This window comes from Weissella koreensis KACC 15510 (assembly GCF_000219805.1).
GTDB classification, from domain to species: domain Bacteria; phylum Bacillota; class Bacilli; order Lactobacillales; family Lactobacillaceae; genus Weissella; species Weissella koreensis.
The window spans coordinates 1,142,947-1,168,056 of record NC_015759.1 but is presented as its reverse complement, the minus strand read 5'-3'; the positions used below and the strand labels follow the sequence as shown (position 1 = coordinate 1,168,056).

At 37.1% G+C, this 25,110-nt stretch carries 24 protein-coding genes, 1 tRNA gene and 1 riboswitch; of the genes, 4 read left to right on the top strand and 21 right to left on the bottom strand.

Annotated features, from left to right (window positions below):
- Positions 1-259 precede the first annotated feature (259 nt).
- Genes WKK_RS05650 through WKK_RS05640 form a run of 3 tightly spaced genes read right to left on the bottom strand, consistent with a single transcriptional unit; the run spans position 260 to position 1,689 of the window.
- Complete coding sequence (locus WKK_RS05650) at positions 260-643, bottom strand: hypothetical protein (protein ID WP_006845146.1); 384 nt, start codon at positions 641-643, stop codon at positions 260-262.
- A 45-nt stretch (positions 644-688) separates the two neighbouring features.
- Positions 689-1,075, bottom strand: a complete 387-nt coding sequence (locus tag WKK_RS05645) for a CvfD/Ygs/GSP13 family RNA-binding post-transcriptional regulator (RefSeq protein ID WP_013989746.1) — start codon at positions 1,073-1,075, stop codon at positions 689-691.
- Between the two features lie 32 nt (positions 1,076-1,107).
- Positions 1,108-1,689: a peptidylprolyl isomerase gene (locus WKK_RS05640; protein ID WP_006845144.1), complete on the bottom strand. Its 582-nt coding sequence runs from the start codon at positions 1,687-1,689 to the stop codon at positions 1,108-1,110.
- Between the two features lie 150 nt (positions 1,690-1,839).
- On the opposite strand from WKK_RS05640, the gene WKK_RS05635 reads away from it, so the two are divergent.
- Positions 1,840-2,526, top strand: coding sequence for a VTT domain-containing protein (locus WKK_RS05635; protein ID WP_006845143.1), 687 nt, complete (start codon positions 1,840-1,842; stop codon positions 2,524-2,526).
- A gap of 66 nt (positions 2,527-2,592) precedes the next feature.
- Here the strand turns inward: WKK_RS05635 and WKK_RS05630 are convergent, their stop codons facing one another.
- From WKK_RS05630 to WKK_RS05580, 11 genes are all read right to left on the bottom strand, one after another.
- A complete protein-coding gene (locus tag WKK_RS05630) occupies positions 2,593-3,768 on the bottom strand; it encodes an AI-2E family transporter (RefSeq protein ID WP_013989745.1) in 1,176 nt (391 codons plus the stop codon).
- Between the two features lie 21 nt (positions 3,769-3,789).
- Entirely contained in the window at positions 3,790-4,800 is a 1,011-nt protein-coding gene (locus tag WKK_RS05625) for a lactonase family protein (RefSeq protein WP_013989744.1), read from the bottom strand.
- 165 nt (positions 4,801-4,965) lie between these two features.
- Positions 4,966-5,037, bottom strand: a tRNA-Gly gene (locus WKK_RS05620).
- Between the two features lie 79 nt (positions 5,038-5,116).
- Positions 5,117-6,049, bottom strand: a complete 933-nt coding sequence (locus WKK_RS05615; RefSeq protein ID WP_013989743.1) for a diacylglycerol kinase — start codon at positions 6,047-6,049, stop codon at positions 5,117-5,119.
- A 4-nt stretch (positions 6,050-6,053) separates the two neighbouring features.
- Complete coding sequence (gene gatB, locus WKK_RS05610; protein ID WP_013989742.1) at positions 6,054-7,493, bottom strand: Asp-tRNA(Asn)/Glu-tRNA(Gln) amidotransferase subunit GatB; 1,440 nt, start codon at positions 7,491-7,493, stop codon at positions 6,054-6,056.
- On the bottom strand, positions 7,493-8,950 hold the full coding sequence (gene gatA, locus WKK_RS05605; RefSeq protein WP_013989741.1) for an Asp-tRNA(Asn)/Glu-tRNA(Gln) amidotransferase subunit GatA: 1,458 nt from the start codon (positions 8,948-8,950) through the stop codon (positions 7,493-7,495). The genes gatB and gatA overlap by 1 nt, the downstream gene beginning before the upstream one ends.
- Positions 8,950-9,261 carry an Asp-tRNA(Asn)/Glu-tRNA(Gln) amidotransferase subunit GatC gene (gene gatC, locus WKK_RS05600; protein ID WP_013989740.1) on the bottom strand — a complete coding sequence of 104 codons (312 nt, stop codon included), beginning with the start codon at positions 9,259-9,261 and terminating at the stop codon, positions 8,950-8,952. The genes gatA and gatC overlap by 1 nt, the downstream gene beginning before the upstream one ends.
- Positions 9,262-9,323: 62 nt before the next feature.
- A complete protein-coding gene (locus WKK_RS05595; RefSeq protein WP_013989739.1) occupies positions 9,324-10,688 on the bottom strand; it encodes an RsmF rRNA methyltransferase first C-terminal domain-containing protein in 1,365 nt (454 codons plus the stop codon).
- A 21-nt stretch (positions 10,689-10,709) separates the two neighbouring features.
- Positions 10,710-11,522 (bottom strand): Cof-type HAD-IIB family hydrolase, encoded by an 813-nt coding sequence (locus tag WKK_RS05590; RefSeq protein WP_041942407.1) that lies wholly within the window; start codon positions 11,520-11,522, stop codon positions 10,710-10,712.
- A gap of 249 nt (positions 11,523-11,771) precedes the next feature.
- The gene (locus WKK_RS05585) at positions 11,772-12,761 is read right to left on the bottom strand and encodes an aldo/keto reductase (protein WP_013989737.1); all 990 of its coding nucleotides are present in this window, start codon (positions 12,759-12,761) and stop codon (positions 11,772-11,774) included.
- Between the two features lie 37 nt (positions 12,762-12,798).
- Positions 12,799-13,773 carry a ribose-phosphate diphosphokinase gene (locus WKK_RS05580; protein WP_013989736.1) on the bottom strand — a complete coding sequence of 325 codons (975 nt, stop codon included), beginning with the start codon at positions 13,771-13,773 and terminating at the stop codon, positions 12,799-12,801.
- Positions 13,774-13,902: 129 nt separating this feature from the next.
- Positions 13,903-13,995, top strand: a riboswitch (TPP riboswitch).
- Between the two features lie 95 nt (positions 13,996-14,090).
- On the opposite strand from WKK_RS05580, the gene WKK_RS05575 reads away from it, so the two are divergent.
- The 3 genes from WKK_RS05575 to WKK_RS05565 are packed head-to-tail and all read left to right on the top strand — an operon-like array spanning position 14,091 to position 16,714.
- Entirely contained in the window at positions 14,091-14,654 is a 564-nt protein-coding gene (locus WKK_RS05575) for an ECF transporter S component (protein WP_013989735.1), read from the top strand.
- A 3-nt stretch (positions 14,655-14,657) separates the two neighbouring features.
- Positions 14,658-16,037 (top strand): ABC transporter ATP-binding protein, encoded by a 1,380-nt coding sequence (locus WKK_RS05570; RefSeq protein ID WP_013989734.1) that lies wholly within the window; start codon positions 14,658-14,660, stop codon positions 16,035-16,037.
- A gap of 2 nt (positions 16,038-16,039) precedes the next feature.
- Entirely contained in the window at positions 16,040-16,714 is a 675-nt protein-coding gene (locus WKK_RS05565; RefSeq protein ID WP_013989733.1) for an energy-coupling factor transporter transmembrane component T family protein, read from the top strand.
- Positions 16,715-16,774: 60 nt separating this feature from the next.
- Here the strand turns inward: WKK_RS05565 and thrS are convergent, their stop codons facing one another.
- The 7 genes from thrS to groL all read right to left on the bottom strand — a co-directional run bounded on the left by thrS (position 16,775) and on the right by groL (position 25,058).
- Positions 16,775-18,724 carry a threonine--tRNA ligase gene (gene thrS, locus WKK_RS05560; protein ID WP_013989732.1) on the bottom strand — a complete coding sequence of 650 codons (1,950 nt, stop codon included), beginning with the start codon at positions 18,722-18,724 and terminating at the stop codon, positions 16,775-16,777.
- 346 nt (positions 18,725-19,070) lie between these two features.
- Entirely contained in the window at positions 19,071-19,526 is a 456-nt protein-coding gene (locus WKK_RS05555; protein WP_013989731.1) for a flavodoxin domain-containing protein, read from the bottom strand.
- A 36-nt stretch (positions 19,527-19,562) separates the two neighbouring features.
- Positions 19,563-20,057, bottom strand: a complete 495-nt coding sequence (locus tag WKK_RS05550) for a YehS family protein (RefSeq protein WP_013989730.1) — start codon at positions 20,055-20,057, stop codon at positions 19,563-19,565.
- Positions 20,058-20,085: 28 nt separating this feature from the next.
- Positions 20,086-22,110: a DNA mismatch repair endonuclease MutL gene (gene mutL / locus WKK_RS05545; protein ID WP_013989729.1), complete on the bottom strand. Its 2,025-nt coding sequence runs from the start codon at positions 22,108-22,110 to the stop codon at positions 20,086-20,088.
- Between the two features lie 16 nt (positions 22,111-22,126).
- Positions 22,127-22,672, bottom strand: a complete 546-nt coding sequence (locus WKK_RS05540) for an ECF-type riboflavin transporter substrate-binding protein (protein ID WP_013989728.1) — start codon at positions 22,670-22,672, stop codon at positions 22,127-22,129.
- Between the two features lie 11 nt (positions 22,673-22,683).
- Positions 22,684-23,178, bottom strand: a complete 495-nt coding sequence (locus WKK_RS05535; RefSeq protein ID WP_013989727.1) for a hypothetical protein — start codon at positions 23,176-23,178, stop codon at positions 22,684-22,686.
- 257 nt (positions 23,179-23,435) lie between these two features.
- Positions 23,436-25,058 carry a chaperonin GroEL gene (gene groL, locus WKK_RS05530; protein ID WP_006845123.1) on the bottom strand — a complete coding sequence of 541 codons (1,623 nt, stop codon included), beginning with the start codon at positions 25,056-25,058 and terminating at the stop codon, positions 23,436-23,438.
- Positions 25,059-25,110 lie beyond the last annotated feature (52 nt).

Genomic DNA, 25,110 nt, shown 5'->3' with positions numbered 1-25,110 from the left:
GTTGCTTTTTAACAACGTTTATAAGTATACAACGTTCAAAACTCAATGTCAACACTTTTTATAAATGTTTTTTAGAGATGGAAATTTTTAAATTTATTTCCTGCCAAAAGACAACTTCATAATAATACTCAATTTAAAGAAACATGTCAACACTTTTAAGAAATTTATTTCAATCAATTTGGTACATACAAATAAAAAAGCATTTCGTAGTATCTCTAAGTTTAGTTTAGGGATACTCAAAATGCCAATTATTATTCAATTATTCTAGCCTTGCCACACCAGTTACATCTACCTTTGTAATAAGTTTTGATAGACTACCTGCACTAGCAAAAGACATTCCTAAATTACTTAAGCGCTCTAAGTTAAGCGTACTTTCATCAAGTAATTCTAACGTATAAAGTGAGATTAAATCATCTTGAACCGATAACCCTTGTGTATGCCAAGCACCTAATTCGCCTAATCGCAATGTTTCAGGGTCAATTCCCAACTCATTACGAATTCCAGTTAATAATGCACCTAGTGCAGTATCATTTTTGTGTCGATGCATTCTTACTGTGAAAAATTTAGAGGCGGGTTGATCAGTAACTAAAAAGAATGTTTGATCCCCTCTAGTAAAATAAATCGTTCCTGCAATTAATGACATACTATAAATGTCCTTTCAATTCCAATCGACAATTAAATTATCAATCTATTTTAAACGTCCTAACGCTTCTTGCAGCATTACCGGATATGATTCAGTAATCGTCTTAAAACCATATTCTGTATATTGATTGGTCCAATAATGGATTTTTCCTTTATTAGGATGCTTTTCCACTACAATCGGTCGTTGACTTGCTTCTAGTAACGTTTCTCGACGGGATAAAGATATCTTCTTTGAATAATGATCGATATTTAAGACTACAACTTTAACTACATCCCCAACTTTAAGTTCCTCATCGACACTTTGAATATAGGCTGATCGACATTCAGAAATATGAATCAATCCCTGCGTATGCGCATCTAACTGTAAAAAAGCACCATATGGTTGAATTCCTGTGATCACACCTTCAACTAATTGACCAATTTGGTATTCCATAAGTGAACCTCAGATAATCTTCGATAATAAACTTAAGCTTCTAGATAAGCACGTGTAATAACGATTGGATCAATTGGCTTATCAGCATAATCAACTTTTACCTTTGCAATTGATTCAACAGTATCCAATCCTTCTAAAACATGTCCAAAGACAGTATGACGACGATCTAACCAAGGTGTTCCACCTTCAGTAGCATAACGGTTCGTTACTTCTTTAGGCATAATGGCATCTAGTTGCTTAATCATATCATTTGGCACATGTGATGATTCTACAATAAAGAATTGTGACCCATTAGTGTTGGGGCCAGCATTAGCCATTGATAGTGCTCCGCGGAAGTTAAAGACCTCATTTGAAAATTCATCCTCAAATGAATCGCCCCAGATAGATTCTCCTCCCATTCCAGTTCCAGTTGGATCACCACCTTGAATCATAAAATCACTAATAACTCGATGGAAGATAATTCCATCATAATAACCTTTTTCAATTAATCCAGTAAAGTTTTCGACGGTTTTAGGTGCCTGTGTTGGAAATAATTTAAATTTAATCGTTCCCATTGTTGTTTCAAAAACAGCCACTGGTCCTTCAACATGTTCTAAATCAAATTGTGGTAACATTTGTATTCTCATTTCTATTCTTATTTTTATAAATTTTATAAAAATAATTATACCACATCAAATGACTAGCATTTAACTAGCATTCAGGCTAAAATTAATAATTGTTTAAACCTCATTAATGAATAAAGTTAAAAACGGAGATTTCTAAAAATGAATTATTTTCAAATATTAATTGATATTATGCTACATCTTGATAAGCATCTGGCTCACTGGGTTAATATCTTAGGGCCTTGGTCATACGTATTACTATTCGCCGTTATCTTTATTGAAACTGGAGCTGTTATTCTTCCATTTTTGCCAGGTGACTCTCTCTTATTCGCTGCTGGTGCCATTGCTGCAATTCCGGGAAGTGAGCTTCACCATTATGCATTGATCCTCTTGTTCTGGTGTGCTGCAGTTCTTGGTGACTCTTGTAATTTCTTCTTAGGTCGAACTATTGGACTGAAATTAGTTCATCACCCCCTACTTGGTCGCTTCATTAAGCAAAAGCAACTGGATGAAGCCAATAATTTTTTTATTAAACACGGTCCACTGGCTATCATTTTTTCACGATTCTTACCTATTATTCGAACGCTTACTCCATTCGTATCTTCCGTCTCGGGCTTTTCATACAAGTCCTTCGTTATTCTAGACATCATTGCAGCTACTCTTTGGACTACCATTGCAGTTGAGGCTGGCTTCTACTTTGGAAGTATTCCATTCATTCGTGATCACTTTTCATTAGTTATTATTGGGATATTAGTTGTTACAGCCTTACCGGCCATCATTGCTGGTCTGCGTTCTTACCTCGCTAGTAAAAAGGAAAAAAAGATGAGCCAAAGTAACATTGAAAATTAATCCGATTTAAAATATCCAACAAAAAAGATTCGAACTTTTTAGTCCGAATCTTTTTTTGTTTTTATATTATTTAGAGTTTGGTTTTAATTGAATAGCTTTCTTGGAAGACTCATCTTCATCTTCATACAACGAAGATGCACTTTGCCACCATTGATATAATTTTGAAATCAAGACCTTCAAAACAGCATACCCCGGAATACCAAACAAAACTCCTAAGAATCCAAACATATTACCCGCTGATAATAAAATTACTACCACAGTGACGGGATGAATTTTCAATGAATCACCTAATAATTTAGGTGAAACCACCTTCCCTTCCAAAAATTGTTCAACTGAAAAGACGATTAAAATTTTAACTAACATCATTGGTGAAATAAAGATCGCAACAATCACCGCCGGAATCATCGCTAAAAACGATCCCAAAAAAGGAATTAAATTTAAAAATCCGGCTGCGATCGCAAGTAGCCATCCATATGGCAATCCCACAACTGTAAATCCAATTGCAAACATAATTGCTACTGCCACCGCCACAGAAATTTGTCCACGAATATAGTTAGACATTTGCATATTGATTTCAGTAATAGTTTCATGCATAGAACCTTGCATGCGCTTTGGCAAAAACTTAACTATAAAATCAGGCAATTGGTGACCATCTTTTAATAGATAAAAAAGTATTAGCGGGAAGGTGACAATCGTTATCACTACCGAGCTCATCGTTCCAAAGACTGAGGAAACATGAAACGTTCCTCCTGTTGTCAACGATTTCAAAGTTTGATCAATCATTTTATCATTCTTTTTGAGCCATTCATTTACCATTTTAAAATCGTTATTTTTCATCAAGGCATCAATCCAATTGGAAATACCTCGCCAATATTCTGGCCAATGCTGTATCAAACTATAAATTTGGTTCTGAAGCCAAGGAATCACTGCAATAACTGCTAATACGATTAACAAAATCAGACCAATAAATTGACCAGTAATCGTTAATACCCGATTTACATGGTGACGTTCCTCTAACCAATCCACCATAGGATTCATTAAATAATAAAATAATCCCGCTACAATAATTGGTGCCCCTACTGCTGAAAACAGTGAAAAGAGTGGTTGGAAAATAAAATCAACTTTTTGTAGCATGAAAATAATAATCAAAACCAGTAAAACAACTAGCAATGCTGAAACAAATTTATTATCCCAAAACCATTGCCAGGTCCATGATCGCCTTGATTGATCTTTTTTATCCATATATTTTTCCTGCCCCTATTCTTATTTAGAATTAAATTCAACTCGAACACCCTCAGGAATCATAAAGTCTTTTTGACTCAATGTTAACTCTCCTGTTTGATTATCACGCTTAAAGACACTTACATTATCAGTATTCTGATTTGCGACGATTAAATATTCTTCTGTAGAATTAAACGCCATATCTCGTGGAAAGTCACCTTCTGTACTAATTAATTGAACTAATTCAGCTTCTTCACCAGCGACATTAAATACCGCAACAGAATTATTTCCTCGGTTTGAAACATAAACAAATCGGCCATCCTGAGAGACCCGAATTGCCGCCGCCCCATTATGTTCTGTCCATTCAGGCGGAATCGTTGCCAAGGTTTGTTTTACAGCTAGTTTACCATCTTGATAATCCAAAATCATTAGTTTTGAAGATAATTCACCCAATAAATAAGCCGTTTTACCATCTGGACTAAACCGAATATGCCGAGGACCAAATCCAGCTTCAGTTTGAAAACGAGTTTCAGATGTTATTTTACCTTGTTCAGAAAGGTCAAAAAACAAAACTTCATCAGTCCCTAAATCAACAACTACCAATTTTTGATCTGGTGTCAAATTCGTAAAGTGGATATGCGAGCTAGTTTGTTCTGGTCGAGGTCCGCTCCCTTCATTTTGAAAATGATCACTCAATGTTAATATCCCATTTTGATCCATTTTAAAAATATCGAGCGTACCTTTATGATAATTACCAGAAAATAGTAGTTGGCGCTTAGTATCAAGCCCTAAATAAGCTGGTGAGGCTCCTGGTTGTAATAATGTTTGCTTAATCTTTCCAGTGATAGCATTCACTACTGCCACCCCACCCTGATCATCAACTTTATCAACAGTATAGATGACATCGTTATTGGCTAGCGTCGTATAAGTCGGACTACCTAACTTAGCTACTAATTTAGAATTTTCCAAATGGCCATCAATTAAATCTGCTTGATATAGCCCTTCTGAAATACGTCGAGTATAAGTCCCAAAGAAAACTTTTTCATTTAGCATTAATTATTTCCCCCTATGATTTTAATTCTTATTTATTATATCATGAGTGCGCTTTCATTAATTTTAATAAATCATCTTTTTTAATCTCAGACATAATACATCTTAACAATTTGAAATAAAAAAGACCGAAACAATAATGTTTCGATCTTTTCAAGTTTTAATTTAAGCGGATGACGGGAATCGAACCCGCATTCTCAGCTTGGAAGGCTGGAGCACTAGCCATTGTACTACATCCGCAATTACTTGCTGTTGCCTTAACAACATAAACTAGTATAACTAATACCCAAGTAATTGTCAAACATTTTTTTATTTTTATTTATAATAAGTTCTTTTGATCTTTCTCACTAAAGTTGGACACAATTTCAATATGTCTTTGATAATTATCAAAGACCATTGGTGCATCGCCCCCATATTCACCATCTAAGTTAACCATCACTTGTTCATCTGCATTAAGCGACTCAACTTCAACATGAGAAGATTTAACATAAATTAGATTAGGATCATCAACATGTCGTCCACCATTTAAGACTTCAGTAATCAATGTCATAATTTCTGGAATTTTAGTAGTCTTAACAATCAAAACCGTAAATTTACCATCATTTAACTTAGCATCTGGCACAATTGATTCAAAACCACCCACAGAATTTGTTAAAGCTAAGAAAAACATAGATGAAGGACCTTCATAAACACCCTCATCATATTTCACCCGCAGATGCATTGGTTTAGTTCGGGGAATTAATTCAGCTCCCTTCACAACATAAGCTAAATATCCGTACATAGATTTAAGCTTTGATGGCACCTTATAAGTTAATTCTGAAATTGAACCACCCGCGGCAATATTAATGAAGTATTCTTCATTCGCACGACCAACGTCCATTAAAGCTGATTGATCTTTTAAAATAACTGATGCAGCTTCAAATGGCTCGTTTCTAGGGATTCTTAAGGCTCGCGCAAAATCATTTGTGGTTCCAGCGGGAATAATCGCTAATTTTGGGCGATGATCTAATGACGCGATTCCGTTAACAACTTCATTAATTGTCCCATCTCCACCAGCAGCAACAAGTAGATCGAATCCATCCAAAGCAGCTCGTCGAGCTTCATTTTCAGCTGATTTCGGACTTGCTGTCGTGGCAAAAGCTGACGTTTCATAACCTGCCTTTTCATAGACTGATAGAATATCAACTAAATCACGTCTAATTGCTTCTCGACCAGAGGTCGGATTATAAATAATACGCGCTCGCTTATTCATCATCTTACCTCCGCGCTTCCAAAGCCTGGTGCATCAGATCATTTACAACTGTTGGATTGGCATTTCCTTTTGTCATTTTCATAATTGGCCCAATTAACGCTTTAGTTGCTCGTTCTTTTCCACCTAAGAAATCAAGAACTGATTGTTCATTATCATCTAAGACACTATTAATCATTGGCAAAAGAACCGCTGGATCTGATAATTGCTTCAAATCATGATCTTCAACATACTGTACCGGTTCTTGTCCTTCAGTGATTGCTTTAAAGACCTGTTTGGCCATTTTCGTTGAAATCGTACCGTCTTCAATTAATTTAATCATATCAGCCAAATACTTTGGGGTTAATTTCGTTTCTTGCAAATCTTGATGGGTTGTATTCAAAAATGCATTCACATCCCCAATTAAATAATTTGCGGCCCGTTTAGCATCAGCTCCAAATTCAACCGTTTGATCGAAGAAATCAGCCATAGCCAATGTCTGAGTCAATACTTCCGCATCATAGGGTTCTAATTTCAAGTCGTTAACATAGTGCGCTCTTCGTACACTCGCTGCCAATGGCAACTTATCTTGAGCTCTTTGAATCCAATCTGCATCAATATGAATTGGAGCCAAATCAGGCTCTGGGAAATAACGATAGTCATCAGCGGTTTCTTTAACTCGCATCAAAATCGTCTCACCAGTAGTCTCATCATAGCGTCGAGTTTGTTGCTTTAAAGTTTTACCAGCTAAATACAATTTAGCCTGGCGTTGCTCTTCAAACATCAAACCTTTTCGAACATAGTTAAATGAATTCAAATTCTTTAATTCAATTTTAGTTCCATGTTGATTTGAACCAATTGGCCGGATTGAAATATTTGCATCAACTCGCATTGAGCCTTCTTCCATCTTAACATCTGAAATTCCCGTAAATTGGATTGCTTCCTTCAACTGTTCCAAATAAGCATAGGCTTCATCCGGAGACTTCAAATCAGGTTCACCAACAATTTCAATCAAAGGAGTTCCTTGCCGGTTTAAATCTACATATGAATATCCATCACCTGAATGGGTATTCTTACCCGCATCTTCTTCAACGTGCATTTCAGTAATTCCAACTCGCTTTTTTTCACCATTAACTTCAATTTCTAACCAACCATTTTTAGCAATTGGCTCGAATTGTTGAGTTACTTGGTAAGCCTTTGGATTATCAGGATAGAAATAATTCTTACGATCCCAGTGTAAATTAGGTGTAATTTCAGCATGCAAGGCTAAAGCTGCCATCATACCAGCTTCAATTGCTCCTTTGTTGGCTTGTGGCAAAACCCCTGGATAGCCCCAATCAATAACGTTAGTATTTAAGTTTGGCTCTGATCCATAACTAGCAGGAGCTGGTGACATCGCCTTTGAATTTGTTTTTAATTCAACGTGGACTTCAAGTCCAATTGTGGTTTCAAAATTTGAAATGGCCATTAATTTTCACCTCCAGGAATTTTTTCAAATAAACGTGTGGCCTGTTCAAAAGCATACGCCGCTTGATAAATTTTTGCTTCTTCAAAACGATTTCCGATCAATTGCATTCCAACTGGTAACCCATCAACAAATCCAGCATTAATTGATATACCAGGTAATCCAGCTAAGTTAACAGGAATCGTCAAAGCGTCATTCATATATGCTACTTGTGGATCATCTTGATTTTCACCAAAGCCATAAGCAATATTAGGGGTTGTTGGTGCAATAATCAAATCATATTGAGCAAAAACATTTTGGAATTCATTAGCAATCAATGTTCGAACTTGTGCTGCTTTTTTAAAGTAAGCATCATATGAACCAGCTGAAAGTGAATAGGTTCCCAACATAATCCGTCGTTTTACTTCATCTCCGAACCCTTGTGTCCGCGTTTGAACATAAAGGTCTTCTAATGTTTTCACATTTTCAGCCCGGAATCCGTAACGAATCCCATCAAAACGTTGCAAATTAGAAGATGCTTCTGAAGAACCCAGAATATAGTAAGCCGCCACACCATATTTAGTATGTGGTAATGAAACCTCTTCAACCTTAGCTCCCAAAGCCTCTAATTGAGCAATTCCGGCTTTAACTACTTCAACAACTTTTGGATCTACCCCTTTGCCAAAGTATTCTTTAGGAATCGCAATTTTCATTCCCTTGACATCACCAGTTAATCCAGCAGTAAAGTCAGGGACGGTTTTCTTTGATGAAGTTTGATCTCGTGCATCATAACCAGCAATGGCATTCAAAACGAGCGCATTATCCTCAACCGTCCGTGTCAAAGGCCCAATTTGATCCAAAGATGAGGCAAAAGCAATCAATCCCCACCGAGAAACACGTCCATAGGTAGGCTTTAAGCCAACAATCCCATTAAAAGCAGCTGGTTGACGAATTGATCCACCAGTATCAGATCCAAGAGCAAAAGGAACTTGTCCGGCTGCCACAGCAACGGCTGATCCACCTGATGATCCACCTGGAATTTTAGTTTGATCCCAAGCATTTTTAGTTTGCTTATAATATGAAGTTTCAGTCGTTGAACCCATAGCAAATTCATCCAAATTTAACTTACCAACTCCAATAGCCCCAGCTTGCTCTAAGTTTTCTAAAACTGCTGCGCTATAAACTGGCTTAAAATCTTTTAGGATCCTTGAAGCTGCAGTAGTTTGAACATCCTTAGTAACCATATTATCTTTAATTCCAAATGGAATTCCAGCTAATATTTGATCTTCTTCAATCCCATTTTCATCCAAATTTTGGGCTTGTCCTAAAGCTTGCTCTTCCATCAAAGTAATGAAAGCTTCATAACGATCATCAGTAGCTTTAATATTATCAAAAGTTTCCTTAGTTAAATCACTGACTGATAATTCCTTAGCAATCAAATCTTGGTGTAAATCTTTTACTGTCGTTTTTAGAAAGTTCATTATTTATCTTCTCCTGCCGTCAAGATTGCTGGAACCTTAATCAAGGTTTCCTGAGTTTCAGGGGCATTTTGCAATAATGCAGCCCGTTGCTTAGCATCAACTGCCTCATCTTCACGTAATTCATTTTCCCCATCGGTCATTGAATACGTAGGTTCAACACCCTCTGTATCAACTTCTGCCAAAGTATCAACTACTTCAAAAATTTTATCTAATTGATTGGTGAAAATTGTTTTTTCTTGCTCTGTTAAGGCTAGTTTAGCCAAGCTAGCTACGTGTTCGACTTCAGCTTGCGTAATATTATTTGTTGTCATCAATTCAAAGTCCTTTCAAGATTCTGTTTTAATTTTATCATTTAAAAATGATTTATTTAATTTTATTTAGGCATAAAACGGAGACCTTTAGGATAGAAATTTTTCATTTGTCCATCAACTAGCTTACCAAATCCAGTTCCGTTGCCATTAATCGTCAACAGATACCAACCTTTCACTTGTTGAATATCGGAATCAACAAAAAAAGTTTCCCCATGAACATATTGAGCCCACTGTTGATCGTCTAAAGGATAAACATGCTTAAACATTTCCGGTTGTTCCGCCAAAGCCAAAGCCAAATTAGGTTCAAACCGATTCTTTTTAAATGTACCCAAATTCAAACCTGCACGTAAGACGCGCAATCCTTTCAAACTTGGTGTATCAGTTGGGACTAAATAAAGTTGATCTCCAAAAGTTATTAAAGTCCCCATTAATGGTCGTTGCAAAGTTTCATCAGCAAAAGTTTGCCAGATTTCTTTTTGGCTATCCGTCAAATTAGTTTTTACGACTTCCGGTGCCTTTTTAGCTACAGCATCAGCTTCTTTCAAACGCAAATGTGCTATGAAATGTCCTTCTCCATCTAAATGATGCGGAAATAATCGTGCCGTCTTTACCAATTCAGGATTACCATCGGCCCATTCTGGTCGACCATCATCCACTCCTTTTGGCTTATCAATTGGCATCAATTCTAACTCAGGATAACTATCCAACAACCAAGCAATAATTTGTTCATCTTCTTCAGGCGCAAAAGTACAAGTTGAATAGATTAATTCTCCACCACTTTTCAGCATTTTTAATGCTTCCACCAAAATTTCCCGTTGTAACTTTGCACAACGGCTCGGATAATCAACATCCCAATATTGCATCGCATCTGGATCTTTGCGAAACATCCCCTCACCTGAACAAGGAGCATCCAAGACAATTCGGTCAAAATATCCGGCAAATTTTGGCACTAATTCAGCCGGTGCATGGTTAGTGACTAAAACATTCTTAGCTCCAAATCGTTCTACATTTTCACTTAAAATTTGAGCCCGTTTCTTGAAAATTTCATTACTTACTAACAAACCTTTTTGATTCATAAACGAAGCCAAGTGAGTAGTTTTACCCCCTGGTGCTGCGGCTAAATCTAAAACTTTTTCGTCAGGTTGGGGATGTGCAATTTCTCCCACTAATTGGGCACTCGGTTCTTGAGAATAAATCAGACCTGTTGTATGGTCAACTGAATGACCTTTCAACCGTCCAAATCGTCCCCAATTTCCCCAAGCAACTGCTTGAGTAGTTTGCGTATCATATAGTGTTTGGTTAGCTTTTAACGGATTAATCCGAAAGCCCTTTTGTACTGGTTGTTTAAAAGTGGCAAAAAAGGCTTCTGCCTCATCCCCCAACAATTCCGCATAACGTTCTTTAAATCCCTGTGGAAAATCATCCATGATCATTACTTTTCCTTACTTTTATAAAATCGTTTTAATATAACGCGCTAATCCATCTTGCTCATTCGTATAGGGGGTGACATCATTAGCAACTTTTTTCAATTCCGAATTTCCATTCTGCATAACCACCCCGTGGCCTGCATACTCAATCATCTCTAAATCATTCATCTCATCACCAAATGCATAAACATCATCTTTAGCAATTTGATATGACCTTTGCAGCACTTGGAGCCCAGTATCTTTGGCAACCCCCGCAGGAGCTACTTCAAGAACCGGCGCATCACCACTCCAAATTTTAACGTTGACATTTTCTTTACCATAACGTGTTTGTATCCAATTTTGAATCTCAGTTTGTTTAGATGCATCAATTGCATGTAATAAAATAGCATTCACATCGGTTTTTAAATTAGCCTTATTTAACTGACCTTTTAACTTATTATCTTGTGGGAAAAATTTTTGATTTAATTTTTTAACACCAAACTGTTGACTCCAGGCTTGCTGATTTTGTTCCGCAATAACCAGATCAACACCTAAGTCACCTGCTTGTTCCAATAAATCAAAAACAATCGTGCGCTGAACTTGATGAGAGTAAGCGTCTCGCCAATTTTGATTAGGAATGGCGCCAAGTGCCCCATTGAAATTAATCATAGGTGAGTGTAAGCCTAGCTCTTGATAAATTGCATTGGTTAACCGCGGTGGACGTCCCGTAATAATCGAAATAATATGTCCTTCAGCTTGGGCTGCTTGCAATGTTTCGCGGGTATATTTTGAAATCATCCCAGCTTCATTTAAAGTAGTATGATCTAAATCAATTCCAATTAACTTACGTGCCATTTTTCGTCCCCCCATCGAATCCTTTATCCCAATATTATAGCAGAACTTCAAGGCGCCTCCCAATTTATTATCACCATGCTTATCTACTACAATATTAATAGCTTTATTAATCCAAAAAAAAACCAAGATAAGCAAAATTCTCATCAAAAAACTTAGCTAGTTTTATTTGAATAAGAATTTTCATCATATATCTCAGCTTTTAGATTAAATCAATTTTTTATTGCATCAAAGATGATTCATTTTCTTGATTTAATTTAAAATATTTTCAATTTTTTGTAACTCTTCATCTGACAATTTTAAATTATCAGTAACTTTAATATTATCTAACAAATGCTCAATTGATGATGCTCCAAAGACAATCGATGCCACCCGTCGATCTTTCAAAAGCCATGCCATGGCTAATTGTGCTAACGTTTGACCTCGATCTGCAGCAACAGCATTCAAAGCATTCAGCTTAGCTACTGTTTCATCTGGATTATCTGCTAATCCGGCATTCGTCCGATGAAGAGGGAAATCAGTTGGGAAACCATCAAGATAACGGTCTGTCAATAACCCTTCTGCTAGTGGTCCATAAGCTACTAATCCAGCATGATGCTGATCCAAAATTGACAACATATCATTATCTTCGGCTTCATTTCTGTGTAACATATTATATGAAACTTGATTAGTTACAAACGGCGTCCGTAATTCTTTAAAAATTTCCGCAATAGCTGCCGTTTGCTCAGCTGTATAGTTTGAAACACCAACATACAAAGCCTTACCTTGACGTACTAATGAATCTAAAGCAACAGCGGTTTCTTCTAGATTAGTATTTGGATCCCAACGATGAGCATAAAAAATATCTACATAGTCTAAATGCATTCGTTGCAAGGACAAGTCCAATGCTGCCCGCAAAGTTTTACGTCCTGAAAACTCGCCCAAAGGTCCTGGCCACATATGATAACCTGCTTTGGTGGTAATCACTAATTCATCACGATATGCTTTTAAGTCAGAATTGAAAACTGCACCAAACGTTTCTTCGGCACTACCATTTGAAGGACCATAATTTGAGGCATTATCAAATGAATAAATTCCATTATCAAAGGCTTTTAAAATCACTTCTCTTGAATTAGCCAATGGCTTTTGATCACCAAGGTTGCGCCAAAGTCCAAACGAAAGTGCTGGTAAGATTAGTCCTGAATCTGAAACCCGCCGTGCGGGAACTTTTTCATAACGATCTTCTGCTGCTGAAAATACCATAATTCCAATTCCTCCTCATTCAAAAAAACTAAGCTACTTAAATTTTTATATCTGGCTTAATCCGTGATCGTAACAAACCAGATAAGTCTTTATCTTGTCGAACGCGATTAATTGCATCCGCAATTAATGGGGCCACGGTGATAATCTTTAACTTATCAAATTGTTTTTCTGCCGGGACCTCAACGGTATCGGTAATCACAACTTGAGAAATTTCATCACAGTTCTTTAACCGCTCAGCGGCACCATCAGACAAGACGCCATGAGTCGCAACAACTGATACATCAATCGCTCCGGCATACTTCACTGCTTTGGCCGAAGTAACCATCCGCCGGCCAGTATCGATAATGTCATCAATGACAATGACTCTTTTTCCCGCAACTTCTCCTACTATCCCGTTGGGACTCTTAATATCTTCTTGTACTGCACGATCATTAATTACACCCCAATTTGCTTCCAAAATAGACGCAAATTGACGAGCTCGTCCGGCTCCGTTATGATCTGGTGCAAATACCACGGTATCTTCGCCTGTAAAATTACGTTCCAAAAAGTAATCCGATAACAATGGAGCTGCCAACAACTGATCAACTGGAATATCGAAAAATCCTTGAACCTGATCAGCATGTAGATCAATTGCTAAAATTCGTTGCACGCCATTCATTTCAAGTAATGATGAAACCATTTTAGCCGTGATCGGTTCACGTGACTTAGTTTTACGATCTTGTCGTACATATCCAAAATACGGCATAACAACATTAATACCATGTGCGGAAGCCCGCCGCAAAGCATCTACTACAATCATAATTTCCATGAAACTATCATTTACTTCTCCAGAAATGGGGGCCAGAATATAAACATCAGCTCCACGAACGCTTTCTAAAATTCGTTCATAAATCTCACCATCAGCAAATTGGTTGATAGTCATCGGCATCAAATCTGCACCCATTTCATCGGCAATCTTTTGCGCTAATTCATGATTAGTGCTCAAACCAATCAACTTTAATTCATGCTCCACCCGCTTATTCCTCCGTTTTCTATTACTTTATATTTTACCAAAAAAACATCATTAACGCAGTAGGTTAAGTGAAACTATTTACTTTTAATTGCTTTTTTAAGAAAAAAGCCTTAAACTAATTTTGACATATCAAACAAGCTGGGGCGCTCCATTTGAGCTGAGAAGTAACCCATTGAACCTGCTACGGTTAGCACCGACGAAGGAAGCTTGGTTATTTACCCGAGAAATTGTAAACGACCGTTCTTATTTGCTTTCAACGTGCAAAAAGAACGGTTTTTTGTTTGACATATCATAATAAATTCCCCGGAGGCATTATCATGCAAACAATTCCTGACAACTCATCACACTGGCAACTAAAAGATGTTATCTTTTTAGCTTTAATCGCCCTTTTCTTTGGTGTAATTTATCAAATTTGGGGTTTCTCTTATACTTTCATCGCTGCCACGCCGCTAAAGCCGTTTGCCAATGACGCTACTTTAGGCGTGTGGCTCATGGCCGGTCCTTTAGCCGGACGATTAATTCCAAAACCTGGTTCTGCCACTTTAGGTGAATTTTTGGCTGCAACTATTGAAATGTTCCTTTTTTCACAGTGGGGCGCTATGAACCTGGTCTCCGGATTAATTCAAGGTCTAGGAGCTGAAATTGGCTTTGCTAGTACTAAGTATCGGCCACGTCCTAAAACCAATCTTTTTATCTCAGCTCTCATGATGACAATTTTAACTTTTATTTGGGACCTTTTTCAATCAGGTTATTTAGCTTACCATCTACCCATGCTAGCTCTTCTATTCATAATTCGTTTCATCTCAACTGGGTTCTTTGCTGGAATTTTAGTTAATTTAATTGAAAAAATGGTTACTAAGACTGGAGCGATTCGTAAATAAATTATGACACTTTTAAAAATTAATGACTTAACCTTTACCTATCCAAATGATGCAAAGCCTGTTTTGAATCAAGTAAATTGGAGTTTAGACCCCCATAGTTTTAATTTATTAAGCGGGCCCAGTGGAGTTGGCAAATCCACTCTGTTACGTTTAATGGCTGGGCTTGAGCGTCCACAAAGCGGAACGATTACCATTGATCAATATCCGATCCATACAGTAGTCCCCTTTGAGCGTGCTAAACATGTCGCGCTCCTATTTCAAAACCCATCCCGCCAGTTTACAATGCAGACTGCTCAAGAAGAATTACAATTTGCATTAGAGAATTTACAAACACCACAAGCACAAATTGAACCACGAATCGAGAAAGTTTTAACAGCCCTAAATTTAACGGATATAGCGGATCGCCCTTTACTTCATTTATCTGGAGGTGAACAACAAAAAGCGGCCCTAGCAATCATTTTAGCCATGGACACAAATATCATTGTATTAGACGAGCCATTTGCTAATGTCGATCCTGATGCCCGCTTATCTTTATTGAAAACCTTAAAACAAATTCAATTAGAGCAAGATAAAACAATTATAATTACCGATCATGATCTAAACAATTATCAGCAGATCATTGATCATCATTACCAACTGACTTCCGCTGGTGAATTAATTATAAGTAAATCAAATCAACTTATGACAGCCCCTCCAGTCATTTTCAAAAAGCGGACTAATTTAATTAATGGGTCCTTATCTTGGACGGATTTATCTATTACGCAAGCTAAAAAAACATTATTGAAGCCAAATAGTTTCACTCTGCCAGCGGCCTCCATTGGCCTCCTTTCAGGTCAAAATGGATCGGGTAAATCCACTTTGTTACAAACAATTAGCCGTCAACGCCCGTTAAATGGAACCTTAACATGGGATGGCCAATCCCATCTAAAAGATTGGTCATCCTTTGTCGGCTATGGCTTTCAAACTGCCAGCAATCAATTTATAACTATGACTCCGGCTGAAGAATTTTCAATCAGTTTAAAAATCAGTCAACAAGCTGAATACTGGACCCCCACTTTGATCAATTCTTGCATCGAACAGTTACAATTGACCGAAGTTTTAAACCATAGTGTCTACCAGCTATCTGGCGGACAGCAAAAAAAAGTTCAAACTTTAGCCCTCCTAATCTTAGGATTGCCAGTTCTTTTATTAGATGAACCCTTAGCTGGATTAGATTTACAATCAATTAAAATAGTTATGAACATTATGCAAAAATATATCAAAAGCACCCAAACTAGTATCTTGATGATTTCACATCAGCGCCATGGTTTAGAAACATTTATTGATTATGAACGCAATTTAACACAACAAACTTTAATTAACCCAGCCGAGAGAGGATTATAATTATGGCAGGCCATTTTAAATTTGAACCGGCGTTGTTGCTATCAACCGTTTTATTAGCTTCCATTGAAATTTCCTTTGTGCGCAGCATCCCAGGAAATCTTTTTTTGGTTTTAATTGGACTATTTTATTTATTTTTAAATCAAATCAATTATCGAAAAATAGGTTTACTCTTACTCATTTCAATTCCATTAGCATTTGGAACCTGGACCTCATTTTGGTTTTTTGGAACTGGCGATCATCTCACCAATGCTCGACTTTATACGTCTCGACTTTATGCTTATTTAATTCTAGGTGGACTAGTTACACTAACATCTACTCCCCGAGATCTCTTAATAAATTTACATGCCCGCTTTAAGCTATCAAACACCTTTGTTTATGGTATTTTAGCAGCATTAAATTTACTCGACCAAGTAAAACAGCAAATCAAAACCATTCAGTATGCAGCTAAACTACGAGGTATAAAATACCATCTTTGGAGCCCTCAACTATATTTTAAAACTATCTTAAGCGCCAATTATTGGGCCACCGATTTAACCAATGCAATGCATTCTCACGGTTTTTCCGAGGGCCAATCACGGACTGAAGCACTGCCAATGCCTTGGCCCATTGTACAAATAATCATCTTAATTTTGATTTTAGTTCTATTCAATGGCATTTTATGGTTTTGCAAAAATTAAATTAAAAAAGAGGTTGGAACAATTAAGTTCTAACCTCTTTTCATTTAAAATATTTTATATTTACTTTTGATCAGTACGTGAATAATTAGCAATGTCAGCTAACAAAGTTTTTTCAAACTCAGCCAATGGCATCGTCTCAGTATCACGTGAACCGAAACGACGAATTGTAACACTTTCATTATTCTTCTCATCATCCCCAATTACCAAAGTATATGGAATCTTCAATGATTGCGCATCACGAATCAAATAACCTAACTTTTCATTGCGGTCTTCATATTCGGCACGAATTCCTTGGTGCTTCAATTGCTCCACAATCTTTTCTGCATATTCACTGTGAGCTCCACGATTAACTGGGATTACACGTACTTGATGAGGTGCCAACCAAGTTGGGAAAGCACCCTTGTACATTTCAATGAGGTAAGCTGTAAAGCGTTCCATCGTTGAAATAACACCACGGTGAATCATCACTGGGCGATGTTGTTCTCCATCAGAACCTACATAACCTAAATCGAACTTCTCAGGCAACAAGAAATCTAATTGAATCGTTGAAAGTGTTTCTTCGCCACCCAAGGCAGTCTTAATTTGAACATCCAACTTTGGACCATAGAAGGCAGCTTCACCTTCGGCTTCAAAGTAATCTAGTCCCAAATCATCCATAGCAGCCTTCAACATCCGTTGTGAATTGGCCCACATTTCATCATCGTCAAAATACTTTTCTGTATTTTTAGGATCACGATAAGAAAGACGGAAGCGGTAATCACTAATGTTAAAGTCATGGTAGACATCAATCATCAAGTTCAAGATGTTTTTAAATTCATCTTCAATTTGATCCAAAGTCACAAATGTGTGTCCATCATTCAATGTCATTTCGCGGACACGTGATAGACCAGTCAAAGCCCCAGACTTTTCATAACGATGCATCATCCCCAATTCTGCAATCCGCAAAGGCAATTCTTTATATGAACGTGGATGATGATTATACACTTGAATGTGTGAAGGACAGTTCATTGGCCGTAGTTCTAGGAATTCACCATCTCCCATATCCATTGGTGGAAACATATCATCATGATAATGATCCCAGTGCCCTGAAGTCTTATACAAATCTAAATTAGAAAGGATTGGAGTATAAACATGTTCATACCCAGCTTCTAATTCGCGATCAACAATGTAACGTTCCAAAGTCCGACGAATGGCCGCTCCATTTGGCATCCAAACAGGTAGTCCTGATCCAACTTCTTGTGAAGTAAAGAATAGATCTTGTTGAGCTCCAATACGACGGTGATCGCGTTCTTTAGCTTCATCACGACGCTTTAATTCAGCTTGTAAATCATCAGCATTCCAAAAAGCAGTTCCATAAATCCGTTGTAACATTGGATTTGAAGATTTTCCACGCCAGTATGCTCCTGCTACAGAAGTTAACTTAAAGTTTTTAATCCAACCAGTTGATGGAACAAGACCACCCTTATCCAATTCAACGTGATCACCTTGTACAGCAATTGAAATTTTTTCATCAATTGGCAAGTCATTAATCAATTCAACTTTGTATGGATCGTCTTTAAACATATCTAATGCTTCCTCACGTGAAATCACGCGTGAAACAATAGGTAAGTTTTCTTCCACAATTTTATGCATAATTTTTTCAATTGCTGGGAATTCTTCAACTGAAACTTGGCCTTCTGCATTATCAGTATCATAATAGAAACCATTATCAATTGCTGGACCAACTCCAAAATTCATATCAGGATGCAAACGTTTTAAAGCTTGAGCCATCAAATGTGACGCTGAGTGACGTAGTAAGCGCAATGCCTCTTCTGAATCTTTAGTAATCAATTCAAAATCACCACCAACCATCATTTGGTCATGCATTCCAACATATTCACCATTTAAACGACCAGATACAGCTTTTTTTGCCAATGACTTTGAAATACCATTTGCAATTTCAAGCGGTGTAACACCACTTGCAAAATTTTTAACCGCTCCGTCAGGGAACTTAATCTCAATATCTGCCATTACTTTACTCCTTATTTATGAAATGTTTTTTAATTAACATTAAAAAAAGTCCCGTTCCAACATCATCTTGACATTAGAACGGGACGTTAACACGTGGTACCACCCGAAGTTTATGCATATTTAAAAATAAAATATACAACTCAAATCCCTTAACGCGGGGAAACGGAATTAGTTTTCTAATTCACTCCAAAAGTAGTATCAAATTAACCCATATTAACTGGCTTACACCGTCCCAGTCTCGCTTTTAAATATTTTAGTTAAATTAACATGTCTTTCTCAACGTTTTAATTATGACTCTTATTATAAGCACTTTTCCAAAGGGTGACAAGCCCCTCATTAATTAATCTCAATTATTACTAGCTTTTTGTACCAAGGCTTGCGTAAATTTTTGTAATTCATCCGTAGCTTTGGCATCTGGCCGCAAATTAACTTTTACTCCAGAAGCACCATGAATCCCCGCAGTCTTTGAAAATTGTTTCTCTAATATGTCAACCGCTGTTCCGTAATCTTTACCATAGTAAACATCTCCTGAACCAGCTACTCCATAAATAACGCCTTCCAAATCAACATCTGGTAAATCTTCATAAAAATCAATTGCTTCATCAGCTAAAGTTCCCAAATCAAAGGTATAAACCACTGTAACCAAAATATCTTGTGTCGTGGGATTTAAATCCAAAGCCTCAACATCAGAAATATCTTCCTTAATGGTTTGCACTCCTAGTCGTTCAAACTCAGCAATAATCACATCTGCAACATCTTCATTATTACCAGTTAAAGTTGCATACAAAACTCGCGCTCGCATTTGATCATCCTCCCACATATTATTCCTATTCAGCTATTATTGTTCCTTTCGATATTCTAAGGCCATTCCTTTCAGAATGTTTCTTAAATATCGATTTCCCGCTGGACGATAATTTCGATGATCAGGGCGCCGTAATACCGCACTCAATTCAGCATTTGAAACTTCTATTCCTGCTGACTTAAAAAAACTTTGATAATCTTCACTGGTATATTGCATTGCTATTTTCAATTTCTTTAGCACTACGTTATTAATATCGTCCTCTTTTTTCATATCAAAGGTTGGTTCTGAAGTTTGTCCATTAGCGTCTTTTTTAATTCCACGTTGAGAAATAATTAAACCATTCATAAACCGTTCAAGTTCTTCCATCGTTAAATTTTGATCTCTTGGTGTTTCTTTATCTTGACGTTTTAGAATCTTTACTAGTTTTTCATTGGTAAGTTCTAGACCACCTAATTTAAAAATTTTAAGCATATCTGCATTTGAAATCGCCAAGGCGTATCGTAATCGAATTACAATGTCATTATTATTCATTTTTATGTGTCCTTTGTTTTTTTCCTATTTAGAATGGGTGGTTATCATATTCAACCCAATTTTCATGGCTATCTTGAATCCGTTTAAACATTTTTTCCAAATCAGTTTCCTTAAAATTAATCACCACTGGTCGACCATGCGGACAATTATAAGGGTTTTTAGTTTGAGCTAACTGATCAATTAAATTTTGTGCTTCAATAGCATTCAACTTCCAATTCGCCTTAATTGAACGTTTGCACGCCATCATAATGGCTGTCTTTTCACGGAATTGTTGTAAGGTTAATCCTCCCTCACGCAATAACCAATCGACCATTTCATGCACCGTATCAGCTTCTTGCCCCGCCGGGAACCAGCCCGGATGCTCACGTAAAATAAGCGTATTGGGACCAAAATTTTCCAAATGCAGCCCTAGCTCCCTTAACGTCTCAGCCTGACTCTCTAGCTCCAACATTTCGACCGTTGTAAACTCAAAAACCAATGGAACTAGCATCTTTTGCTGTTCTAAATCATGTTTCGCTAGCGTTGCTTGATAGTATTCATATTTAACCCGTTCTTGAGCAGCATGCTGATCAATTAAATATAATCCATCTGAACCTTGAGCAAATAAAAAGGTACCATGTAATTGGCTTAGATATTCTAATTTTGGAAATCCGGCCAATTCTGACGTTGATTCTGTTTCATGGTCTAAAGTAAGTTGTGTCTGTTCTCCTGCAATTACAGTCGAGCTATCAAGTCCAAATGGATTTGCTTTCGATTCTTGCTGATACTTTTGTTCAAACGCTTCAACCGTTGCTTCGTTTAAGTCGCCCAGATGTTCTACCACAATCGGGGTAATCTGTCTCTCTTCATGGAATGACTGAATGTCTTGATTTTCTGATAATCCATTAGCTTTTTGGGAATCCAATAATCCATCTACGCTTAAATTCACCCGTTGATTTTGATTTTGAACTTGCTTATTCTTAGAGACAGTATTTAATTGTTGAATAAAGCTTTTTTCAGGTTGCCCATCATAATTCTTCTTAACTGAGGATTCAATTAAATTTTCAGTTGCATTGGGAATTAAATTAACATTATCAAAAGCCTCAGCGACCATTTTTTCTATCAGCGCTAATAATTTATCTTCTTTACTAATTCGAACCTCAAATTTTTGCGGATGCACGTTAACGTCCACTAGGCTTGGATCTAATTCAATTTTCAACACCGCCATTGGAAAACGGCCCACCATTAAGCGAGTTCCATAACCTTTAATTAAAGCTTTCGCTAAATTAAAATTATGCACATAGCGACCATTAATTAACAAACTAATATAAGATCGATTTGAACGAGTTAATTCCGGTTTAGAAATCCAGCCTTGTACTTTAAAGTCAGCATCATGATCATCAATGGTAACCATATCACGAGCCACACTTAACCCATACACAGAACTGATTACTTGTTGTAAATTCCCGTTTCCTACCGTTTGCGTTAACTGTTTCTGATTATGAACTAGATTAAAAGCAATTGCGGGATAACTAAAAGCTAATCGATTGATAATATCAACAATTTTAGCGAGTTCCGTTGATTGTGATTTAAGATATTTCAGCCGAGCTGGCGTATTAAAAAACAAATCACTAACTTTAATTTTAGTCCCCCGCCGTGCTCCAGATCCCTTTTTTTCTATAATTTTATTTCCTTTTATATGAATCATGGCTCCAGAAGTAGCATCAACCACTGCCGTTTCTAAAAAGACATCGGCAACTGAGGCAATCGAGGGTAAAGCCTCCCCCCGAAATCCTAAGGAATGGATTTGAAATAAATCCTGCTTCGTCTGAATTTTAGAAGTAGCATGTCGTAAAAAAGCTCGCTCTAATTGATCAGTTGGAATTCCTTGACCGTCATCTATCACTTCAATTGACTGAACCCCGGCCGCTTCAATTAAAATATCAATTTTGTGTGCTCCAGAATCAATCGCATTTTCCACTAACTCTTTCACTACTGATGCAGGCCGTTCAATCACTTCCCCTGCTGCAATCTGATTGGCCAATGTTTCTGATAATTCAATGATTTCCTGCATCATATTACCTTCCCTTTTATTTTCTTGATATCTTAAAAAGTTTGATCAAATAATTAGTAATGATAATTAATATTGTTCCAAAAACAGCAATGACGAAGAAGTTAGCAATGCCAGCATACAACCCTTGTTTAAAGACTAATTTAGCTTTGGAACCATAAATTAAAATATCTCCTAGTGGGGCAATTATCACCCAAGCAATTAGATTAGCCAAGCCTTGCCAAATGTTAAATGTTATAACCTTATGCCAGCTTAACGGACTAAAGATTAATTGTAGTCGTTGCGTAACCAAACCAAGCAATAATCCAAATAAACCATCCGCAATTACCCATGACCACCAGGCATTTCCTAATAATGAATAGTCTTGTAGCGCGTGGCCTAATAACCCCATCAAAAGACCAAAAATTGGACCAAATACTGCTGTCACTAATGACAGCCAAGCCATTCCAAAGGTAATTTGTGTATTTCTAACCCCAACTGGTAAATTAAAAATCGGCATGATTAAAGCAAAAAAGATAACACTAACAACAAGCGCTAAAATCCATTTTAATTTTTTTAAACGCATATTTGCTTCCTCTAATCCTTTTTCTCAATCTTAGCTGACCCTTCAACTTCCGCTTGTTCATCTTTTTCTGCTTGATTTTTACTAATATTCTGAATTTCACGATCAAAAAAGAGTGAAATTTTACTCATCACTGATTCTCGATCATCTAAGAATGATTGAACTGAAGCTGCTAATTCAATTCGCATCCCTGAACGTGTAACATCAGGATGATCCACAAACATATATACGTTCACATCTGTCTCAGGATCATTAATAATGATCTTACTAATTTGGTTCACATAACGAAGTGGTAAGTTAATCACATTGGTTTCAACACTTAAATGAATAGGTTCATCTCCGCTAATTATTATTTCTCCACTGACTAGTTTATTTTCATTAATTTTTTGTTCTAAAAATAAAAATAAGGGGTCTAAGTTAATCAAAGTTTGATCTTCCGCCGTCCAAACTTTATGTTCAATTTCTTCATTTTTCAAGGCTTCTATTACTTCATTTCCAGTTAGCTGCATTTTAAAATTCCTTATCTCAGACCATTGTTTGCGATTGCAAAATTAATCTAGCTTTTATATTAAACTCCATTTTACCACATTGATTTCCTACTATTAATCAATCCTCTTGATAATCTCAAATTGTCTTCTCAAAAGCCTCAAGCTAATATTTATTTACTTGAAATAAATTTAATTTAAATTCTTTATTCATAATACAAAAAAGAGGCTGAGATGAAAATCCCCCAACCTCTTTGAAAATAAATTTAATTTAAATTTTTCTACATCATACCGTTCATGCCACCTTGTGGCGCAGCTGGCATAACTGTTTCATCCTTTGGTTGCTCAGCAACGACAGCTTCAGTTGTCAACAATAGGGCTGAGACTGAAGCGGCATTTTGTAATGCTGAACGAGTAACCTTAGTTGGGTCCACAATTCCAGCATCAATCATATCTACCCAAGTATCATCAGCAGCATTATAACCAGTTCCTAATGTTTGTTCCTTCAACTTATTAACAATAACTGAACCTTCCAAACCAGCATTTTCAGCGATTTGACGAACAGGTGCTTCTAAGGCACGTTCAACAATATTGATTCCAGTTTGAACATCACCTTCGGCAGTTAAAGCTGAAACAGCTGGAATAGCATTAACTAATGCGGTTCCACCACCAGCAACAAAGCCTTCTTCAACCGCCGCACGAGTAGCATTTAAGGCGTCTTCAATCCGGTACTTACGTTCCTTCAATTCTGTCTCAGTTGCTGCTCCAACATTAATCACAGCAACACCACCAGCTAATTTAGCTAGACGTTCTTGTAACTTCTCACGATCAAAGTCAGAAGTAGTTTCCTCAATCTGACCCTTGATTAAAGCGACACGTTCACTAAGTAATTGTTTATCACCAGCGCCTTCAACTACTGTCGTACTATCTTTCGTAACTGTAACCTTAGCTGCTTGACCTAAGTTTTCGATGGTAACGTCCTTCAAATTCAAACCAAGTTCGTCAGTAATAACCGTTCCACCTGTCAAAACAGCTAAGTCTTCTAGCATTGCCTTGCGACGGTCACCAAATCCTGGTGCCTTAACAGCCACGACATTAAAGGTTCCACGCATCTTATTCAAAACCAAGGTTGGCAAAGCTTCACCTGTAATATCATCAGCAACGATCAAAAGTGAACGTCCTTGCTCTACAACTTGTTGCAAAACAGGAAGAATATCTTGAATGTTTCCAATCTTCTTATCTGTGATCATAATAAATGGATTATCTAAGTTAGCTTCCATCTTCTCATTATCTGTCACCATGTATTGTGACATGTAACCACGGTCAAATTGCATTCCTTCAACGACATCCAAAGTAGTTTCAATTCCCTTAGATTCTTCAATGGTAATAACACCATCATGACCAACTTTGTCCATTGCTTCCGCAATCAAAGCACCAACTTCTTCGTTAGCAGCTGAAATTGAGGCAATTTGAGCAATTTCTTCTTTAGTTGAAACCGTCTTTGACATATCATGCAAAGATTGAACAGCAGCATTCGTAGCTAATTCAATTCCGCGGCGAACCCCAACTGGATTAGCCCCGGCAGTAACATTCTTCAAGCCTTCGTTGATGATAGCTTGAGCCAATACAGTCGCAGTAGTTGTTCCATCACCAGCAATGTCGTTGGTCTTAGAAGCAACTTCAGCGACTAGCTTAGCTCCCATGTCTTCAAAATGATCTTCTAATTCAATAGACTTAGCAATCGTTACTCCATCATTTGTGATCGTTGGAGCACCATAACTTTGCTCAATCACAACATTACGGCCCTTGGGACCAATTGTTGTTTTAACGGTGTCCGCTAATTGATCAACTCCGGCCTTCATCTTTGCTCGCGCATCTTCAGAAAATTTCAATTCTTTTGCCATTTGATAAATCTCCTTACTTATTATTATTGAATTTTTACTTCTAATTTAATGT

Excerpts from the sequence above, each read along its gene's own strand:
- WKK_RS05535 (WP_013989727.1), bottom strand. The coding sequence starts at position 23,178 with ATGCAGCTAACTGGAAATGAAGTAATAGAAGCCTTGAAAAATGAAGAA.
- gatC (WP_013989740.1), bottom strand. The coding sequence starts at position 9,261 with ATGACAACAAATAATATTACGCAAGCTGAAGTCGAACACGTAGCTAGC.
- WKK_RS05575 (WP_013989735.1), top strand. The coding sequence starts at position 14,091 with ATGCAAACAATTCCTGACAACTCATCACACTGGCAACTAAAAGATGTT.
- WKK_RS05555 (WP_013989731.1), bottom strand. The coding sequence starts at position 19,526 with ATGCGAGCGCGAGTTTTGTATGCAACTTTAACTGGTAATAATGAAGAT.
- gatA (WP_013989741.1), bottom strand. The coding sequence starts at position 8,950 with ATGAACTTTCTAAAAACGACAGTAAAAGATTTACACCAAGATTTGATT.
- WKK_RS05585 (WP_013989737.1), bottom strand. The coding sequence starts at position 12,761 with ATGGTATTTTCAGCAGCAGAAGATCGTTATGAAAAAGTTCCCGCACGG.
- groL (WP_006845123.1), bottom strand. The coding sequence starts at position 25,058 with ATGGCAAAAGAATTGAAATTTTCTGAAGATGCGCGAGCAAAGATGAAG.
- WKK_RS05645 (WP_013989746.1), bottom strand. The coding sequence starts at position 1,075 with ATGGAATACCAAATTGGTCAATTAGTTGAAGGTGTGATCACAGGAATT.
- WKK_RS05650 (WP_006845146.1), bottom strand. The coding sequence starts at position 643 with ATGTCATTAATTGCAGGAACGATTTATTTTACTAGAGGGGATCAAACA.
- WKK_RS05550 (WP_013989730.1), bottom strand. The coding sequence starts at position 20,057 with ATGAATAATAATGACATTGTAATTCGATTACGATACGCCTTGGCGATT.
- WKK_RS05570 (WP_013989734.1), top strand. The coding sequence starts at position 14,658 with ATGACACTTTTAAAAATTAATGACTTAACCTTTACCTATCCAAATGAT.
- WKK_RS05625 (WP_013989744.1), bottom strand. The coding sequence starts at position 4,800 with ATGCTAAATGAAAAAGTTTTCTTTGGGACTTATACTCGACGTATTTCA.
- WKK_RS05540 (WP_013989728.1), bottom strand. The coding sequence starts at position 22,672 with ATGCGTTTAAAAAAATTAAAATGGATTTTAGCGCTTGTTGTTAGTGTT.
- mutL (WP_013989729.1), bottom strand. The coding sequence starts at position 22,110 with ATGCAGGAAATCATTGAATTATCAGAAACATTGGCCAATCAGATTGCA.
- WKK_RS05565 (WP_013989733.1), top strand. The coding sequence starts at position 16,040 with ATGGCAGGCCATTTTAAATTTGAACCGGCGTTGTTGCTATCAACCGTT.
- WKK_RS05630 (WP_013989745.1), bottom strand. The coding sequence starts at position 3,768 with ATGGATAAAAAAGATCAATCAAGGCGATCATGGACCTGGCAATGGTTT.
- WKK_RS05595 (WP_013989739.1), bottom strand. The coding sequence starts at position 10,688 with ATGGATGATTTTCCACAGGGATTTAAAGAACGTTATGCGGAATTGTTG.
- thrS (WP_013989732.1), bottom strand. The coding sequence starts at position 18,724 with ATGGCAGATATTGAGATTAAGTTCCCTGACGGAGCGGTTAAAAATTTT.
- gatB (WP_013989742.1), bottom strand. The coding sequence starts at position 7,493 with ATGGCCATTTCAAATTTTGAAACCACAATTGGACTTGAAGTCCACGTT.
- WKK_RS05590 (WP_041942407.1), bottom strand. The coding sequence starts at position 11,522 with ATGGCACGTAAGTTAATTGGAATTGATTTAGATCATACTACTTTAAAT.
- WKK_RS05640 (WP_006845144.1), bottom strand. The coding sequence starts at position 1,689 with ATGTTACCACAATTTGATTTAGAACATGTTGAAGGACCAGTGGCTGTT.
- WKK_RS05635 (WP_006845143.1), top strand. The coding sequence starts at position 1,840 with ATGAATTATTTTCAAATATTAATTGATATTATGCTACATCTTGATAAG.
- WKK_RS05615 (WP_013989743.1), bottom strand. The coding sequence starts at position 6,049 with ATGAATAAGCGAGCGCGTATTATTTATAATCCGACCTCTGGTCGAGAA.